The organism is Limnobacter sp. 130 (assembly GCF_902506325.1).
Classification (GTDB): domain Bacteria; phylum Pseudomonadota; class Gammaproteobacteria; order Burkholderiales; family Burkholderiaceae_B; genus Limnobacter.
The window spans coordinates 255,332-270,567 of sequence record NZ_LR732330.1 but is presented as its reverse complement, the minus strand read 5'-3'; the positions used below and the strand labels follow the sequence as shown (position 1 = coordinate 270,567).

General features: G+C 51.2%; 18 protein-coding genes. 10 read left to right on the top strand and 8 right to left on the bottom strand.

Features of this window, described 5'->3' with window-relative positions:
* The first annotated feature begins 63 nt into the window (after positions 1-63).
* From lepA to nagZ, 8 genes are read left to right on the top strand one after another with little or no spacing between them, the layout of a single operon-like run.
* Positions 64-1,857, top strand: coding sequence for a translation elongation factor 4 (lepA, locus tag FRIGORI9N_RS10275; protein WP_159571784.1), 1,794 nt, complete (start codon positions 64-66; stop codon positions 1,855-1,857).
* 2 nt (positions 1,858-1,859) lie between these two features.
* Positions 1,860-2,726: a signal peptidase I gene (gene lepB / locus FRIGORI9N_RS10270; RefSeq protein WP_159570406.1), complete on the top strand. Its 867-nt coding sequence runs from the start codon at positions 1,860-1,862 to the stop codon at positions 2,724-2,726.
* A gap of 19 nt (positions 2,727-2,745) precedes the next feature.
* Complete coding sequence (gene rnc, locus FRIGORI9N_RS10265; protein ID WP_159570403.1) at positions 2,746-3,462, top strand: ribonuclease III; 717 nt, start codon at positions 2,746-2,748, stop codon at positions 3,460-3,462.
* Position 3,463: 1 nt separating this feature from the next.
* On the top strand, positions 3,464-4,360 hold the full coding sequence (gene era / locus FRIGORI9N_RS10260) for a GTPase Era (protein ID WP_159570399.1): 897 nt from the start codon (positions 3,464-3,466) through the stop codon (positions 4,358-4,360).
* Positions 4,353-5,087, top strand: coding sequence for a DNA repair protein RecO (recO, locus tag FRIGORI9N_RS10255; RefSeq protein WP_159570396.1), 735 nt, complete (start codon positions 4,353-4,355; stop codon positions 5,085-5,087). The genes era and recO overlap by 8 nt, the downstream gene beginning before the upstream one ends.
* Complete coding sequence (locus FRIGORI9N_RS10250; protein ID WP_159570393.1) at positions 5,084-5,824, top strand: pyridoxine 5'-phosphate synthase; 741 nt, start codon at positions 5,084-5,086, stop codon at positions 5,822-5,824. Before recO ends, FRIGORI9N_RS10250 begins: the two co-directional genes overlap by 4 nt.
* A gap of 25 nt (positions 5,825-5,849) precedes the next feature.
* Positions 5,850-6,254: a holo-ACP synthase gene (gene acpS, locus FRIGORI9N_RS10245; RefSeq protein ID WP_159570390.1), complete on the top strand. Its 405-nt coding sequence runs from the start codon at positions 5,850-5,852 to the stop codon at positions 6,252-6,254.
* Positions 6,255-6,278: 24 nt separating this feature from the next.
* Positions 6,279-7,301, top strand: a complete 1,023-nt coding sequence (gene nagZ, locus FRIGORI9N_RS10240) for a beta-N-acetylhexosaminidase (protein ID WP_159570387.1) — start codon at positions 6,279-6,281, stop codon at positions 7,299-7,301.
* 64 nt (positions 7,302-7,365) lie between these two features.
* Here nagZ and FRIGORI9N_RS10235 read toward each other — a convergent pair whose 3' ends face one another.
* From FRIGORI9N_RS10235 to FRIGORI9N_RS10215, 5 genes are all read right to left on the bottom strand, one after another.
* On the bottom strand, positions 7,366-8,148 hold the full coding sequence (locus tag FRIGORI9N_RS10235) for a peptidylprolyl isomerase (RefSeq protein WP_159570384.1): 783 nt from the start codon (positions 8,146-8,148) through the stop codon (positions 7,366-7,368).
* Between the two features lie 72 nt (positions 8,149-8,220).
* Positions 8,221-8,487 (bottom strand): BolA family transcriptional regulator, encoded by a 267-nt coding sequence (locus FRIGORI9N_RS10230; protein WP_159570381.1) that lies wholly within the window; start codon positions 8,485-8,487, stop codon positions 8,221-8,223.
* A 3-nt stretch (positions 8,488-8,490) separates the two neighbouring features.
* A complete protein-coding gene (locus tag FRIGORI9N_RS10225; protein WP_159570378.1) occupies positions 8,491-9,114 on the bottom strand; it encodes a septation protein A in 624 nt (207 codons plus the stop codon).
* Positions 9,115-9,139: 25 nt separating this feature from the next.
* A complete protein-coding gene (msrB, locus tag FRIGORI9N_RS10220) occupies positions 9,140-9,553 on the bottom strand; it encodes a peptide-methionine (R)-S-oxide reductase MsrB (RefSeq protein ID WP_159570375.1) in 414 nt (137 codons plus the stop codon).
* A gap of 29 nt (positions 9,554-9,582) precedes the next feature.
* Positions 9,583-11,109, bottom strand: a complete 1,527-nt coding sequence (locus tag FRIGORI9N_RS10215) for a YdiU family protein (protein ID WP_201301472.1) — start codon at positions 11,107-11,109, stop codon at positions 9,583-9,585.
* A 95-nt stretch (positions 11,110-11,204) separates the two neighbouring features.
* On the opposite strand from FRIGORI9N_RS10215, the gene FRIGORI9N_RS10210 reads away from it, so the two are divergent.
* Together FRIGORI9N_RS10210 and FRIGORI9N_RS10205 are read left to right on the top strand one after the other, a co-directional pair.
* On the top strand, positions 11,205-12,842 hold the full coding sequence (locus FRIGORI9N_RS10210) for a 3-(methylthio)propionyl-CoA ligase (protein WP_159570369.1): 1,638 nt from the start codon (positions 11,205-11,207) through the stop codon (positions 12,840-12,842).
* A 29-nt stretch (positions 12,843-12,871) separates the two neighbouring features.
* Positions 12,872-13,174: a Dabb family protein gene (locus FRIGORI9N_RS10205; protein WP_159570366.1), complete on the top strand. Its 303-nt coding sequence runs from the start codon at positions 12,872-12,874 to the stop codon at positions 13,172-13,174.
* A gap of 12 nt (positions 13,175-13,186) precedes the next feature.
* On the opposite strand, the gene FRIGORI9N_RS10200 is transcribed toward FRIGORI9N_RS10205, so the two are convergent.
* From FRIGORI9N_RS10200 to FRIGORI9N_RS10190, 3 genes are read right to left on the bottom strand one after another with little or no spacing between them, the layout of a single operon-like run.
* Positions 13,187-13,984: an NRDE family protein gene (locus FRIGORI9N_RS10200; protein ID WP_159570363.1), complete on the bottom strand. Its 798-nt coding sequence runs from the start codon at positions 13,982-13,984 to the stop codon at positions 13,187-13,189.
* A gap of 11 nt (positions 13,985-13,995) precedes the next feature.
* The gene (locus FRIGORI9N_RS10195) at positions 13,996-14,301 is read right to left on the bottom strand and encodes a DUF4936 family protein (protein WP_159570360.1); all 306 of its coding nucleotides are present in this window, start codon (positions 14,299-14,301) and stop codon (positions 13,996-13,998) included.
* The gene (locus FRIGORI9N_RS10190) at positions 14,298-15,197 is read right to left on the bottom strand and encodes a folate-binding protein YgfZ (protein ID WP_159570357.1); all 900 of its coding nucleotides are present in this window, start codon (positions 15,195-15,197) and stop codon (positions 14,298-14,300) included. Before FRIGORI9N_RS10190 ends, FRIGORI9N_RS10195 begins: the two co-directional genes overlap by 4 nt.
* Positions 15,198-15,236 lie beyond the last annotated feature (39 nt).

The window sequence follows — 15,236 nt, the reverse complement described above, 5'->3', positions numbered from 1 at the left end:
GGGTAAAATGACACGTTACCGAAATTTCCAGGGGGCCAAGAAGCCCCCTTTTTAATGATGCAAATGCAGCACATACGCAATTTTTCGATCATCGCCCACATTGATCACGGGAAATCTACGCTAGCCGATCGCCTGATACACAAATGCGGTGGCTTGAGCGATCGGGAAATGGATTCTCAAGTGCTTGATTCCATGGACATTGAGCGGGAGCGTGGCATCACCATCAAGGCGCAAACTGCCGCACTGACTTACAAAGCCAAAGACGGCAATACCTATTTGCTCAATTTGATTGACACGCCGGGGCACGTTGATTTTTCTTACGAAGTGAGTCGCTCACTGTCCGCATGCGAGGGTGCATTGCTGGTTGTGGATGCTTCTCAAGGTGTGGAAGCACAAACTGTGGCCAACTGCTACACGGCCTTGGACCTGGGCGTGGAAGTATTGCCCGTGTTGAACAAAATTGATTTGCCACAAGCCGATCCAGAAAACGCGAAGTCTGAAATTGAAGATGTGATTGGCATTGATGCCTCAGAGGCCATTGCGATTTCAGCCAAAACCGGTTTGGGTGTAGATGAGGTTCTTGAGTTGATTGTCAACAAGGTGCCACCCGCTCGCGGTAGTCGCGATGCACCTTTGCAGGCTTTGATTATCGACAGCTGGTTCGACAATTATGTGGGCGTGGTAATGCTGGTTCGCGTGATCAATGGCGTGCTTAACCGCAAAGACAAGATCAAGTTGATGGCCACGGGTGATACTTACATTGCCGACGATGTGGGTGTGTTTACCCCCAAGTCGGTTGCGCGTGAATCGCTTTCAGCTGGTGAAGTAGGCTACATCAATGCCGGCATCAAGCTACTTGAAAGTGCCAAGGTTGGTGACACGGTTACTTTGGCGGGTAAGCCCGCTGACAAACCCTTGCCTGGTTTCAAAGAGGTGCAGTCGCAAGTGTTTGCAGGCTTGTTCCCTGTTGAATCCAACCAATATGAGGCCTTGCGCGAGGCGTTGGACAAATTGCGCCTGAACGATGCCGCTTTGAATTACGAGCCTGAAGTATCGCAGGCCCTGGGGTTCGGTTTCCGCTGCGGTTTCTTGGGCATGTTGCACATGGACATTGTGCAAGAACGCCTGGAGCGTGAGTTCGACATGGATTTGATTACCACTGCTCCAACAGTGGTCTATGAAATCAAACAGCGTGATGGCACCATTCTGCGGGTGGACAATCCCTCCAAGATGCCTGACCTGAGCAAGGTCGACGAAATTCGCGAACCGATTGTGATTGTAAATTTGTTGATGCCTCAAGAATATGTGGGCTCAGTGATGACCCTGTGTACAGGCCGTCGCGGTACGCAAACCAATATGGTTTACCACGGGCGCCAGGTGCGCATTACGTTCGAGATGCCGATGGCTGAAATCGTGCTCGACTTTTTCGACAAATTGAAATCAACCTCGCGTGGCTATGCCTCAATGGATTATTCCTTTAAGGAATACAGGCCTGCGGACATTGTGAAAGTTGACATGCTGATCAATGGTGAAAAGGTGGATGCGTTGTCGATCATGGTTCACCGCGGCAATGCTGTGTATCGAGGCCGTGCAGTGGCAGGCAAGATGCGGGAAATCATTTCTCGCCAAATGTTTGATGTGGCAATTCAAGCAGCCATTGGCGCCAATATTATTGCCCGTGAAACAGTAAAGGCTTTGCGTAAAAACGTATTGGCCAAGTGTTACGGTGGCGATATTTCCCGCAAGAAAAAACTGTTGGAAAAGCAGAAAGCAGGCAAGAAGCGCATGAAGCAGGTTGGTAATGTGGAAATTCCACAAGAAGCGTTTTTGGCCATTCTCCAAGTGGAAGACAAATAACAATGAATTTTTCTCTGATTCTGTTTTTGCTGGTGTTGTTCACCGGCTTTTTCTATGTGCTTGATGTGTTTGTGTTCAAGCCAAAACGAAAAATGGCGGCAGAGCAAGCGCTTGTCGGCTCAGGCGGGAACACTAACCTGAATGGTGACGCCGAGAAGCGAATTCGCCAGCAATACATGAAGCAGCCATTGTGGCTGGAATACAGCGCAAGTTTTTTCCCGGTTATTTTGTTCGTGTTTGTGTTGCGCTCTTTTGTTGTCGAGCCGTTCAAGATTCCGTCAGGCTCAATGATTCCCACTTTGCTGATCGGCGACCTTATTCTGGTGAACAAATTTACCTACGGTATTCGTTTGCCCATTGTCGACAAGAAGATCATTCCATTGAATGATCCACAGCGTGGAGATGTCATGGTCTTTCGTTATCCACTTGATCCATCGCTTGATTACATCAAGCGTGTGGTGGGTGTGGGTGGCGATGTGGTCGAGTACCGTAACAAAAAGCTGTCCATCAACGGCCAGGCTGTGCCTGTAAAAGAACTGGACAAATATTACGATCCAAATAGTTTTTCGTATTCTCTTCAGTTTCAGGAAACCCTGGGTGGCAAGACGCACCGGATGCTCAACGATGAGGATGCGCCACCGTATGTGATTGGTGCACAGACCTTCAAGAATCGTGACAACTGCAAATACGATGTGACCGGTTTTCGTTGTGTGGTGCCGCAAGGACATTACTTCATGATGGGAGACAATCGGGACAATTCCAGCGACAGCCGTATTTGGGGGTTTGTTTCTGATGAGCAGGTGGTTGGCAAGGCATTTTTGGTGTGGATGAACTTCAATGACTTTTCCCGAATTGGCTTGTTCCATTAAAGCCAGCTGGAGGTATTGAGTGGACAGTTCAAAGTATTCAAATCTTCAGGCTGCATTGGGGTATTCGTTTAAAGATCAGGCGCTGCTGCGGCTCGCTTTGACTCACCGAAGCTACAGCAGCCTCCACAATGAGCGCCTGGAGTTTCTGGGCGACAGTGTTTTAAATTGTGCAGCCTCTATTCTTTTATTTGAAACTCATCCAGACATGGACGAAGGGAAAATGTCGCGGGTGCGTTCGCACCTTGTGAAACAGGATTGCCTGGCCATGGTGGGCCGTAACCTGTTGTTAGACCAGTATCTTTTCTTGGGTGCGGGCGAGCTGCGCAGCGCCAAGGCCATTAAGGACAGCATTATTGCCGATGGACTGGAGGCTCTGTTTGGGGCCATTCTTCTGGACTCCGGTTTTGAAGCGGCTCGCGATTGTGTCATTCGCCTGCTCAAGCCCGTGATGCTTGAAACACCGATTGAGTCCATGGGCAAAGACCCCAAAACCCGCTTGCAGGAATTGCTTCAGGGTAAACGTTTGAAGCTGCCCATTTACCGCGTGTTGGTAGAGGGTGGTACATCGGCCAGCCCTGAGTTCAGTGTTGAGTGTTCAGTGGACGATCTTGAAATTACCAAAGTTGGGCAAGGGCACTCCCGCCGGGTGGCTGAACAGCACGCCGCACAAGCGGTGCTTATCGAATTGCTTGAACGGGAGTATTCTGATCCCAATCAAGCCAGCAGGAGGCAATAACATGGCCGAATCAAAATGCGGCGTGATTGCCGTGGTGGGGCGCCCAAACGTGGGCAAGTCCACCCTTATGAACGGAATGATTGGCGAACATTTGTCGATTACGTCCAGCAAGCCACAAACCACTCGTCATCGGGTGCTTGGGGTCATGACTGAGACCATCAAGGACGTGCCGACCCAGTTCATTTTCGTAGACACGCCGGGCTTTCAAACCAAACATTCAAATGCTCTGAACAAGACCATGAACCGTGCCGTGCTCACTGCCTTGGCCGATGTCAATGTCATCTTGTGGGTAATCGAGCAGGGCAAGTTGACCCCGGCAGACATGAAAGTGCTGGAGTTGTGCCCCAAAGGTGTGCCACTTGTGGCCGTGGTGAACAAGGTCGACTTGCTGGAAAAGAAAGCGGAAATGTTGCCTTTTCTTCAGAAGGTGAGTGGGCAACGAAATTTTGATGCGATTGTGCCCCTGAGCGCGCAAACCATTAAAAATCTGGATGCATTGAAGGAAGCAGTTTCTGCTCTGTTGCCAGAGCAGCCCTTCTTTTATGACGAGGACACCTTGACGGATCGCCCCGAGAAGTTCCTCGCGGCTGAGCGCATTCGGGAAAAGCTGTTCCGTTTGGTGGGCGACGAGTTGCCTTACACCTGCACGGTGGTGATCGACAAATTCGAGATTGAGGAAGGTCGCCGGGTTATTTATGCATCCATTCTGGTGGATCGCTCTTCTCACAAAGCCATGATTATTGGCAAGGGTGGGGAAAAACTCAAACGAATCGGCTCGGAAGCGCGCCAGGACATGGAGCGCCTGTTCGGTGGCAGCGTGCACCTTGAAACCTGGGTCAAAGTACGCAGCGGTTGGGCCGACAATGCAACCCTGCTTCAAAGCCTGGGGTATGAATAACACGCGATCCAGCACTGATTTTGCGTATGTACTGCACAGCGTGCCGTACAAAGAGACCAGCTTGATTGTAGAGCTGTTTTGCAAAGAGCATGGGCGTTTGCCCGTTGTTGCCAAGGGGGCGAAAAGACCGCACTCGGGCTTGCGTGCTGTGTTGGTCAGTTTTCAGCCACTTTCAGTGCGTTTTGCCGGGAAGTCTGACGTAAAAACCTTGACGCAGGCAGAATGGCTGGGCGGTTTGATGTCGCCCGATGGCAAAGCCTTGTTTGCAGCTTATTACCTCAATGAGTTGTTGATGCGCGGACTGAGTCGGGAGGACACACACCCTGATCTGTTTGATCTTTACCAAAATACGCTTGTTGGTCTTGCCGGCGGCGACGACATGAATGTGTGTATTCGCCAGTTCGAGGTGGGCCTGCTCCAATCACTTGGCTATGGCCTTGATTGGCAGCACGACAGGTTTGGCAATGGGATTGATCCCGATCGTCACTATGTGTGGCTGGATCAGGAAGGCTGGGTTCCCTCGGACGGGGGAGCTGTAAACAATTCAGTGAACAGCAGCGTTGAGCAGCTTGTCCAAGGCTCATGGATTGCTGAAATTCAAAGCGGTCTTTGGTCAAAGTCTGCTGCGAGTGCCTTAAAACCGATTACCCGGAAGCTGTTGGGGACGCACATCGCGCCCAACGGTTTGATGTCTAGAGTCTGGATGGAGCATTTGTTAAGAACATGATTGAACTTGGTGTAAACATTGATCACGTTGCTACGATTCGCCAAGCCCGCAGGGGACATGAGCCCGATCCATTGAGGGCTGCCTTGCTTGCGGAGGAATACGGAGCTGACGCAATTACGGTGCATGTGCGCGAGGACCGCCGCCATATGCAAGATGACGATGTGCGCCGCATTCGACCTTTGATCAGTACGCGTATGAACTTTGAGTGTGCTGTGGTCGAGGAAATGATTCGCCTGGTCGAGGAAGTGAAGCCTCAGGATGTGTGTTTTGTGCCAGAGCGCCGGGAAGAAGTAACTACTGAAGGCGGGCTGGATGTGATTGGTGGCTTTCATTTGATCGCGCCAGCAGTTGCCCGGTTGAAAGACCAGGGCATGCGAATTTCACTGTTCATTGATCCGGATATGGATCAAATAGAAGCGGCCTTGAAATGCGGCGCCGATGCGATTGAGTTGCACACTGGTCGATATGCTCATGCCGTGGGTTCGGCGGTTGACCTTGAATTGTCCAGAATCAGGAAATCTGCCAATTTTGGTGTGGCGGAAGGTTTAAGGGTCAATGCCGGACATGGCTTGAATTATGACAATGTGGGGCCAGTCGCTGCCATAGAAACCATCTCGGAGTTGAATATTGGTCACAGCATAGTGGCCAACGCGGTATTCATGGGTTGGGAAGGTGCAATCAAGAAAATGAAAGAATTGATGGTTGCTGCGAAGTTAGAAGCGATTCGCCCTCGATAGGGTATAAACAGGTTTAGATGCCTTCATGATCGACGATATTTTAGGTTTGGGCTGCGACATTCTCGAGGTCGATCGACTTGAGGTTTTATTGCGCAAGGGCAGGGACGTTTTTATCAAGCGTGTGCTTACTGTTGCTGAAATTGATGAGTACGAGCGCAGATCTGACAAATCAGCAATTCGGGGCACGCTGTTTGTGGCGACCCGTTATTGTGCAAAGGAAGCTTTTTCCAAAGCCATGGGCACGGGTGTTGGCGCAGATTTTTCATTTCAGGATTTGTCGGTTTTGAATGGTGAGTCTGGCGCGCCTTTTTTGATTTACTCCGAACGCCTGCAAAATTGGTTAACGTCTCGCAGGGCTCATGCAAAAATCTCAATCAGTGATGAAAAAAATTACGTGATGTCCACGGTAATTCTATTTTCAAAACAATAATTTATATTAAGGAATTCATACAATATGTTAGGTCCATTCATCATTGGTTTAACGGGTTTAACTTTGTCCAGAGAAGACATTGCTCGAATTCAGAACCCGGCTGTTGGCGGACTTATTTTATTTACAAGAAACTTTGAAAGTAAGGTGCAACTTATTGATTTAGTGGAATCAATTAGATTGAATGGCGGTTTGAACAAACCAGTTTTCGTGGATCACGAGGGTGGGCGCGTACAGCGATTCAGAGATGGCTTTACTGCCATTCCGTCAATGCGGCAAATTGGTCAAAGGGCCGAAACAGATTTCGACGATGCTGTACTTTTGGCCAGAGAAGCCGGCTTCGTGATGGCGGCCGAGTTACGTGCCTGCGGTATCGACATGAGTTTTGCACCCGTGCTGGATCTTGACTGGGGCAATAGCGAGATTATCGGTAACCGTTCCTTCGGCAAAGACGCAAGAATGGTCTCGCGTTTGTCTTCGGCCTTGATGAACGGCATGGCGCTGGCGGGTATGCAGGCCTGCGGAAAACATTTTCCCGGGCACGGTTGGGTGAGTTTGGACAGCCATTTGGCTTTGCCTCACGATACGCGGCCATTGAATGAAATTTTGAAGGTGGATGCACTGCCTTACCAGTTGAATTCAACCTTGAATATGGCCAGTATTATGCCGGCCCATGTGGTGTATTCCGATGTGGATCCGATGCCCGCCTGTTTTTCAAGCTTCTGGATTCAAGAAGTACTGCGGGTCAAGTTCAGTTTCGATGGCGCTGTGATTAGTGATGATTTGGACATGGTTGGCGCGCATGGAATTGGTGGCATTCGGGCCCGCGCCAGCGCGGCTTTGCGGGCAGGTTGCGATGCAGTGCTGGTTTGCAACAACTTCGAGGACATTGACGCGTTGGTCAACAACCCGGTACCCGAAGTGCATGAAAACATGGAAGTGCGAAACCGCCGTCTAAGTCGACTTCTTTCCGGGCAGTCACTGAATTGGGAAAGTTTGCGCCAAAGCTATATGTACCAGGCCGCGATTGACCGTATTACCAATGCCTGAATAAAAATGTCGTAAAAAAAGCCGCCGAGCATTTCATGCTGGCGGCTTTTTCACAGGCAAGCGCTTACTTTACTTTTGCGTTGGACAACAGTTTGCCCTGATATTCTTCCCACTTGTCATTGATCATTTTCTGCTCAAGTTGAGGGCGAATTTCATCCAGTTTTGGCGGCGTGGCCTGGCGTGTGTCTGCCAATAAAATGACATGGTAACCAAATTGGCTTTTCACTGGCGTTTTGGTGTATTCGCCTTTCTTCAGACCTACCATGGCTTGAGAAAACTCAGGCACAAAGCTGTTGGGGTTCGCCCAATCCAGGTCGCCGCCATTGGGGGCTGAACCAGGGTCTTTGGACTTGGTCTTGGCGATTTCTTCAAACTTTCCACCTTTGCCCAACTGGTCGATAATCGCTTTGGCTTCGGCTTCTTGCTCAACCAGAATGTGGCTTGCACGGAATTCGCTGCCACCCATCATTTTGGCGATTTCCGCATACGCGGTTTCAACTTCTTTGTCGGTCAGTTTGGTGTTTTTGTAGAAGTCTTCACGCAGGGCATTGGCCAAAATGGCCTGGTTCATCATTTGAACCTGGTACTTCACTTCGGGACTGCTTCCCAACCCTTTTTTAACTGCTTCCTGCTTCATCACTTCCTGATTGATCAGTTCTTGACGAATGGTGGCGCGCATTTCGGGTGAAGCGGCTTGACCGCGCTTTTCTTGCTCGGTCATGATGAAGTCGACCAACGCGCTGGGGATGGACTGGCCATTGACCACGGCGGCATTTTGGGCATAAACGGGGTTGCCCAGAACCAGAACGGCGGCCAGACAAGTTGCTTTCAGGGTGGTTTTCAACATAACTAAATAACCTTGTGTCTCAAAAAGTTAAAACGATGGGCTTGGCTCGGATCCCGGTGGCGCGTCTTCTGGTTAATCCGTGGTGGATTCCTCAGTGGAATCTATGGCCAAAGCATGGATTTCTTTTTTCATCCATTCTGCCAAAGCATCATACACGAGACGATGGCGCGCTAATGTTCTTAGCCCATTGAAGCGTGCAGACTTCAGCTTGACCCTGTAATGCCTGCCACCTGACTTGGCGCCTTCATGGCCCGCATGCAGGTGCGACTCGTCGATGACTTCCACTTCAGCATCGAGTGCAGTTTCAAGACGTTGCTTGATGTCTTCACTGGTTACCATGGCTTACTTGGCCTCGCTACTTTGCTTCATGTGCTTGGACATGTAAAACCCTTGCCCAAATACAAATACCAGGGTTGCCCCCAAAGAGCCGAACAATTTGAAGTCGACCCATACATCGGTTGAGAACGAGTAGGCCACCACAATGTTTAGAACGGCCATCACCACGAAAAAGCCTACCCAGGCCCACAACAAATTGACCCAAACATGCGCAGGCAACTCCACCTGACCTTTCATCATGAGTTCAATCGGGTTGCGCTTGAATACATAGGCAATCAGGAATCCAGCGGCCATGGCAAGGTAAAGCACGGTGGGTTTCCACTTGATGAATGTTTCATTTTGCAAAATAAGGGTGGCCCCACCGAAAACCGCGATCAGGATCAGGCCTATCCATTGCATGTTTTCCACCTTTTTTCCGGTGGATTTCTGATAAATGATTTGCAGAACAGTCGCAAGGATAGCGACCACTGTGGCCAGCAAAATGGGAAGTTGCGCTGTTTGTATTTCAGCATTGGAAATGCTGCCAAGTAGGGGCTCCAGCAAAGACTGGGTTTGTTCAGGATTGCTGCCAGCCCATTTAAAGCTGACGAAGAACAGAACAATTGGTAGGAAGTCGAGTAACAGTTTCATGTTGTAGTGGTGCTGTTGTAGTTATTTATGCGGATGAATCGGATGCAAAGGGCTCGAATGCCAAGCTGACGGAATTGATGCAATAGCGCAAACCCGTGGGCGCAGGACCGTCTTCGAATACATGACCCAAATGCGAATCGCATATTTTACAGGTCACTTCGGTGCGAGTCATGCCATAGCTGCGGTCTACGTGTTCTTCGACATTGTCTGGATTAAGGGGCGCGAAGTAACTGGGCCACCCACAGCCTGAATCGAATTTGGTGTCTGAAGCAAACAAAGGCGTGCCGCAGCAGATACAACGGTAAATTCCCGGCTCATGGTGATCCCAATATTGGCCTGTAAAGGCCCGTTCAGTGCCTTTTTTGCGGGTCACTTCGAAGCTGGTGGGCGTCAGTTCTTCGCGCCACTGTGCATCGGTTTTTACTACTTTTTCAACCATATTCAAGTCTCCGTGATTGTTGCCGCGCGCTAGGACGAGCAACTCAGCACCAATGATTGAGCCCACTCTGGGGGCTGTGCAATGTATTCACTGGGCAATTGTGTTGAATCATACGGGTCAGACAACGCGGCGAATAATCGGTTCACCTCGGAAAACTCACCTTTCTGTGCCTGTTCTATGGCGTGTTGCAGCAAGTGATTTCTTAACACGAAAGCAGGGTTGGTTTGGTCAAGCGTGGCGCGCCAATCTGCGGTGCTTGCCTGTGTGCTGTTGGCCATCGCTAGCCACTGCGCAAGCCATGCGTGGGCGTTGTTGACTTGCTGTTCATCACCCAAAGCCAGGGGGAAAAAAGGACTGCTCTGCCACAGGGCGAAATTATCGGCAGCGCCGGCGTGAGGGTCCAGGGCCGACATTGATCTAAAAAACCTTGTGAAATCAAGCTTGTGTTCATGCATGAATTTCAAGGTGTTCTCGATGAGTATGTCGATTGGATCGCCTTTCGTGGCTGGCAGGCCTAACTTGGCCGCAAACAAGGCGCTGTGTTCAGCGTGAAATGCATCAGCAAAACCATCCAGCAGATTTTGCAGGGTTTCCTTGCTGTCGGGTATCAACGGGCTTAAGGCCTGCGCCAAGGCATACAGGTTCCAATGGGCAATACGGGGTTGATTGCGGTAGCTGTAGCGGCCTTGGTGGTCGGAATGGTTGCAGATGTGGTCAATATCAAAACCGTCGATGAAACCGTAGGGGCCGTAATCGATGGTCAAGCCCAGCGAGCTCATGTTGTCGGTGTTCATCACGCCGTGGCAAAAACCCACGGCTTGCCAGCGCGCTACAGTGCTCGCGGTTCGTTCAATCACCGTGGCCAACCATTGCAACAGGCCAGTGTGAAAACTCGTCTCGGAATCGCCAAGATCGATTTCCGGGTGGTGTTGCTCAATGTGCCAGGTCAACAGATTACGCAATGCATCGAGCTGATTGGTGTAACAGAAAAATTCCACATGCCCAAAGCGCATGAAACTTTCACTTACGCGGCACACCACAGCGGCGGTCTCGGTGGTTTCGCGAAACACGGGGTCGGCGCTGGCAGTCAGGCTGAGGGCACGCGTTGTTGGAATACCCAAAGCCTGCATGGCTTCCGAGGCCAGGTATTCCCGGATGGACGATCGCAATACCGCACGGCCATCGGCGTGGCGAGAATAAGGCGTTGGGCCCGCTCCCTTGAGTTGTAACTGGCGATATTGCTTGCCCTTGCGAATTTCGGCGATCAGCAAGGCACGGCCATCTCCCAGTTGCGGTACAAACTGGCCGAACTGGTGACCACAATACACACTGGCCCGGCTTTGATAACCCGGAAACGGCGTGTTGCCAGACAGGGTGTTGATTCCCTCGGCACTTGCCAAATGCTGGGCGTCTAAACCGATTTCCTGGGCCAAGGTGGCGTTCAGGTGCAACAGGCTTGCTTCTGTCCGCAGCGGGGTCGCTGGCACCTCAACCAGGTAGGGTGCGCCCAAACTTGCGTATTCTTGAACCAAAATAGAATCGTGATTATGAAACAAAGGTCGGTCCTGAAGTATAGTTTCGTTAAACAACCCTACCATTGTAGTCGGGGAAGGTCGCAGAACAAACGTAATACCTGGAGGAGAGAGCGCAAATGCAAGGTTTGATGATGAATATGCCCCTGTTGATTTCATCGGTGATGGAACACGCAGAGCGGCACCACCCGCATGTTGAAGTTGTGTCACGCCGTACGGAAGGCGACATTCATCGAACTACCTACGGGGAAGTGGCCAAGCGAACCAAAAAGCTGGCCAATACCTTGACCAGTTTGGGTGTTCAGCAGGGTGAAAACGTTGCGACGCTGGCCTGGAACGGTTATCGCCACGTTGAAATTTACTATGCAGTGTCTGGCATGGGTGCGGTGGTACACACCCTGAACCCCCGCCTGTTTCCTGAGCAATTGGTGTACATCATTAACCACGCGAAAGACACCATGGTGTTTTTTGACAGTACATTTGCCCCATTGGTGAAAGCCATTGCGCCTGCTTGCCCCACGGTGAAGCGCTGGGTTCAGATGTGCGATGAAGCCGCCATGCCTGCTGAGCCTGCAGTGGCGGGTTGCCTGAACTACGAGGCACTGATTAAAGAGGCGTCTGAGCAATTCGCGTGGCCATTGCTCGATGAGAATGCAGCCTCGGGTCTGTGTTACACATCGGGTACCACTGGCAATCCAAAGGGTGCCTTGTACTCGCACCGTTCAACGGTATTGCACGCCATGGCTGCTTGTACGCCTGATGCCTTGGGCTTGAGCAGTCGCGACACCATTCTGCCTGTGGTGCCCATGTTCCACGTCAACGCTTGGGGCATTCCATATATTGCGCTGATGTGCGGCGCAAAAATGGTGATGCCCGGTGGTGCGCTGGATGGTGCGTCTATTTACGAATTGCTGGAAGGCGAGAAGGTGAATTTCTCGGCGGGTGTGCCCACTGTTTGGTTGGGTTTGTTGAATCATGTTCAACAAAACGGGTTGAAGTTTAATCATTTCAACCGAACTGTAATTGGTGGTTCTGCTGCGCCAGCGGCCATGATCAAAACACTGAACAGCCTGGGTGTTGAAGTGATTCACGCCTGGGGCATGACCGAGCTCTCGCCATTGGGTACGGTGTGCCGTTTGAAGGCACGGCACCTGGATTTGTCGCTGGAAGAAAAGCAGAGCATCATGCAAAAGCAGGGTACCGCAATTTTTGGTGTGGACATGAAAATTGTCAGCGACGATGGCGAAGAATTGCCATGGGATGGCGAGGCCTTCGGCGATTTGCTGGTGCGTGGCCATTGGGTGATCGACAGCTACTACGGGGGCGAAGGGGCCAAAGCCTTTACCACGGACAAAGAAGGTAAGAAGTGGTTTGCCACAGGCGACGTGTCGAAGATCAATCGCGAAGGTTTCATGCAGATTACCGACCGCAGCAAAGACGTGATCAAGTCCGGTGGTGAATGGATCAGCTCGATCGACCTGGAAAACGTTGCGATGGCTCACCCTGCCGTGCATGAGGCCGCAGTAATTTCGGTTTATCACCCCAAGTGGGATGAACGCCCCTTGCTGGTGGTTGTGCGCAAGCCTGGTGTTGAGGTTAGCCGTGAAGAGATGCTGGATTTTTACGAGGGCAAGGTTGCAAAATACTGTTTGCCCAACGATGTGGCTTTTGTGGATGAGTTGCCGCACACCGCGACTGGTAAAATACAGAAATTGAAATTGCGCGAGCAGTTCAAAGACTACAAGTTACCCAACTGAGATTACTCAACCAAACCCAGAGAAGTTTAATGATCAAGCACATCGTATTTTGGCAGTTGAAAGAAGAAGCCCTTGGCAACACCAAGGCCCAAAACATGGCACTGGTGAAGGAAAAGCTGATGGCTTGCGCCAACATCGTGCCGGGTATTCTGGACTTTGAAGTGGCTTTGGGCGGCAAGGGCCTGGAATGCACCTATGACGTGGTGTTGTACTCAACTTTCGAGAACAAGGCTGCATTGGATGCCTATGCTGTGCATCCTCAACATGAGGCCATCAAGAGCTTTATTGGTGAAGTGCGCAGTGCACGCCAGTGCATGGACTACGAGGTTTAAAACAACCTTGTTTCAAGACTTGGGCGGCAGGGGTATTTCAAACCTTTGCCGCCCAATTTCATTTCCGGTCGGGTTAAAGGTCACTTCAGTGAAGTGAACCGTGTTGGTGTTGTCGAGCAAGATCACCGCACTTGATCGTGTGCCGTACAAGGGCGACACAATTTTCACGGAAGACAGCATTTTTTCCCATTCATAAGGCACGCCCGTGGATGGCAGTTCAGTGTCTTCAGCAAGTGCAGTGCAGCCCAGCAAGCCCAAGAGAGAGTCCTCAAAAGTTGAGATCGATAGAGAACCGCTGTGCTTGTCTTGAATCAACTTTCGCACGCCGAATTTCAATGCGCGTGATTTTGGCCAAGGCGCATTCAAATGACCGTTTGAAATACTGTGGTACCCGTCTTCAAGGGCGGTGGTGAATTCAAGGCCGTTGTCGAGCTTCAGGCCTTGGTTGGTGGTGCACTGAAACTTCCGCGTTGCAAGATTGCCGTGAATCAGATTGAACCCTGCAAATGCCAGCGAAGTTTCCCTGCCGGGGGCTGCGCCGGAATCAATTGAATCAAGCACCAACTGCCCGCGTGAAGGCGCTGTGCCGGGCATGTTGAGAGTGCTGTTTCTGACGTTGGTCAGCAGCGCAAATTCGCTGTTGCTGCCTACACCCAGCCAGGTGCCGCCAGACTGCAAGTCTTTCCCTGACCACAGGCAGCCATAGGCTGTGGGCCAGGCCTGTAAGGGCGCGGTAGGGCGGTTGTGAAACTCGTCCCGATTGGCCAGACAGATGAAGGGGTAGTCTGGGTGTGCATCAATTGCAAGCACGGCCAGGCACATTATCCGTTTACCTCGCTGAATAGCTCGATGTGACGGCCGGGATTACTTGGCAGGTCAGCAAAGCAATTGGCAGCCAGCAGTTCAACTTGCGTGGTGAAAGTGCCCAAGGAATCAGAATGGCCTGGGTTCGGGTAAATCACTTCCATCAAGGTAAAGTAGGGTTTGTCGGCTTCTTCGCGTTGAAACAATTGCCCATGCCCTAACCCCTGCTCGCGTAAGGCGTGCATTAAGCGTTGGGCACACTGTATTGCCACACTGATTTCAGTTTTTGGAATACGGTAGTAAATGAATAGCTGGCTGCTCATTCAAACACATTGCCTTTTTGATGCACATCGTAGGGGGGTGGCTGAACTTTCAGTGCCACCACACCCGTGTCGGTTTTTATTGCAAAGGCAGCATCCGCCCGTTCAGCGTCGTCCACAGGCAGTTCAATCAGCAAATGCTGCTGTCCATTGAACTGCACGGCAGTGGCCACCGTGCCGGCGGGTTCATTTTCTTTTCCTTCCAGCCAAACGTCCTGTCCCGCCGTTACTGTGGGCAACGCGCCAGCACTGGCTTGAAACACACGTCGCTTCACCTTGCCCAAATAATGACTGCGAGCCACGATTTCCTGGCCTGGGTAGCATCCCTTGCTGAAACTCACACCGCCTACCAAATCAAAGTTGATGCCTTGCGGAACGAACATTTCAACCGTGGGCTGCGACACATAAGCGATCCCCAGTTGTTGAAGGGCATATTCAAACTCATCGTCGGCATGGACTTGGTCAGCTTGCTCACTGGTGGCAACAAGTTGAAAACCAGGTGTGACAGCCCCAATAGCGCGCAGGCTTGCGGTGGCGTGGCCGTGTTCATCCCATTGAACCCGCATGGGCAGGGCGGGGGTTGTGTCGGCCTTGAATGTGACTTGATATTCTGCGGCGCAATCGCGAACCTTGCATTTGCTTCTCAGCACGAACATGCTCAGGCGTTTTACCAATGCGGCCACTGTTTCTTTGCGGCAAACCAAAAATACCTGTTTACCTTGGCGCAGCATAAAAAAACTGCCCAGCAAGCGACCTTTTGCAGTGCACAGGCCCGCCATGCGCAATTGGCTTTCGGCCATGCCAGCAATGTCGTTGCTGAGTTGTGATTGAAGAAAAATCACTGCGTCGTCTCCTTCCACGCCAATGACGCTCCAACGCGATAAAAACTGTGCAGACATGCTCAAATCCTCAGTAACAAACAAAACAAACCATGCGGG

Excerpts from the sequence above, each read along its gene's own strand:
- lepA (WP_159571784.1), top strand. The coding sequence starts at position 64 with ATGCAGCACATACGCAATTTTTCGATCATCGCCCACATTGATCACGGG.
- lepB (WP_159570406.1), top strand. The coding sequence starts at position 1,860 with ATGAATTTTTCTCTGATTCTGTTTTTGCTGGTGTTGTTCACCGGCTTT.
- era (WP_159570399.1), top strand. The coding sequence starts at position 3,464 with ATGGCCGAATCAAAATGCGGCGTGATTGCCGTGGTGGGGCGCCCAAAC.
- recO (WP_159570396.1), top strand. The coding sequence starts at position 4,353 with ATGAATAACACGCGATCCAGCACTGATTTTGCGTATGTACTGCACAGC.
- FRIGORI9N_RS10250 (WP_159570393.1), top strand. The coding sequence starts at position 5,084 with ATGATTGAACTTGGTGTAAACATTGATCACGTTGCTACGATTCGCCAA.
- acpS (WP_159570390.1), top strand. The coding sequence starts at position 5,850 with ATGATCGACGATATTTTAGGTTTGGGCTGCGACATTCTCGAGGTCGAT.
- nagZ (WP_159570387.1), top strand. The coding sequence starts at position 6,279 with ATGTTAGGTCCATTCATCATTGGTTTAACGGGTTTAACTTTGTCCAGA.
- FRIGORI9N_RS10235 (WP_159570384.1), bottom strand. The coding sequence starts at position 8,148 with ATGTTGAAAACCACCCTGAAAGCAACTTGTCTGGCCGCCGTTCTGGTT.
- FRIGORI9N_RS10230 (WP_159570381.1), bottom strand. The coding sequence starts at position 8,487 with ATGGTAACCAGTGAAGACATCAAGCAACGTCTTGAAACTGCACTCGAT.
- FRIGORI9N_RS10225 (WP_159570378.1), bottom strand. The coding sequence starts at position 9,114 with ATGAAACTGTTACTCGACTTCCTACCAATTGTTCTGTTCTTCGTCAGC.
- msrB (WP_159570375.1), bottom strand. The coding sequence starts at position 9,553 with ATGGTTGAAAAAGTAGTAAAAACCGATGCACAGTGGCGCGAAGAACTG.
- FRIGORI9N_RS10210 (WP_159570369.1), top strand. The coding sequence starts at position 11,205 with ATGCAAGGTTTGATGATGAATATGCCCCTGTTGATTTCATCGGTGATG.
- FRIGORI9N_RS10205 (WP_159570366.1), top strand. The coding sequence starts at position 12,872 with ATGATCAAGCACATCGTATTTTGGCAGTTGAAAGAAGAAGCCCTTGGC.
- FRIGORI9N_RS10195 (WP_159570360.1), bottom strand. The coding sequence starts at position 14,301 with ATGAGCAGCCAGCTATTCATTTACTACCGTATTCCAAAAACTGAAATC.
- FRIGORI9N_RS10190 (WP_159570357.1), bottom strand. The coding sequence starts at position 15,197 with ATGTCTGCACAGTTTTTATCGCGTTGGAGCGTCATTGGCGTGGAAGGA.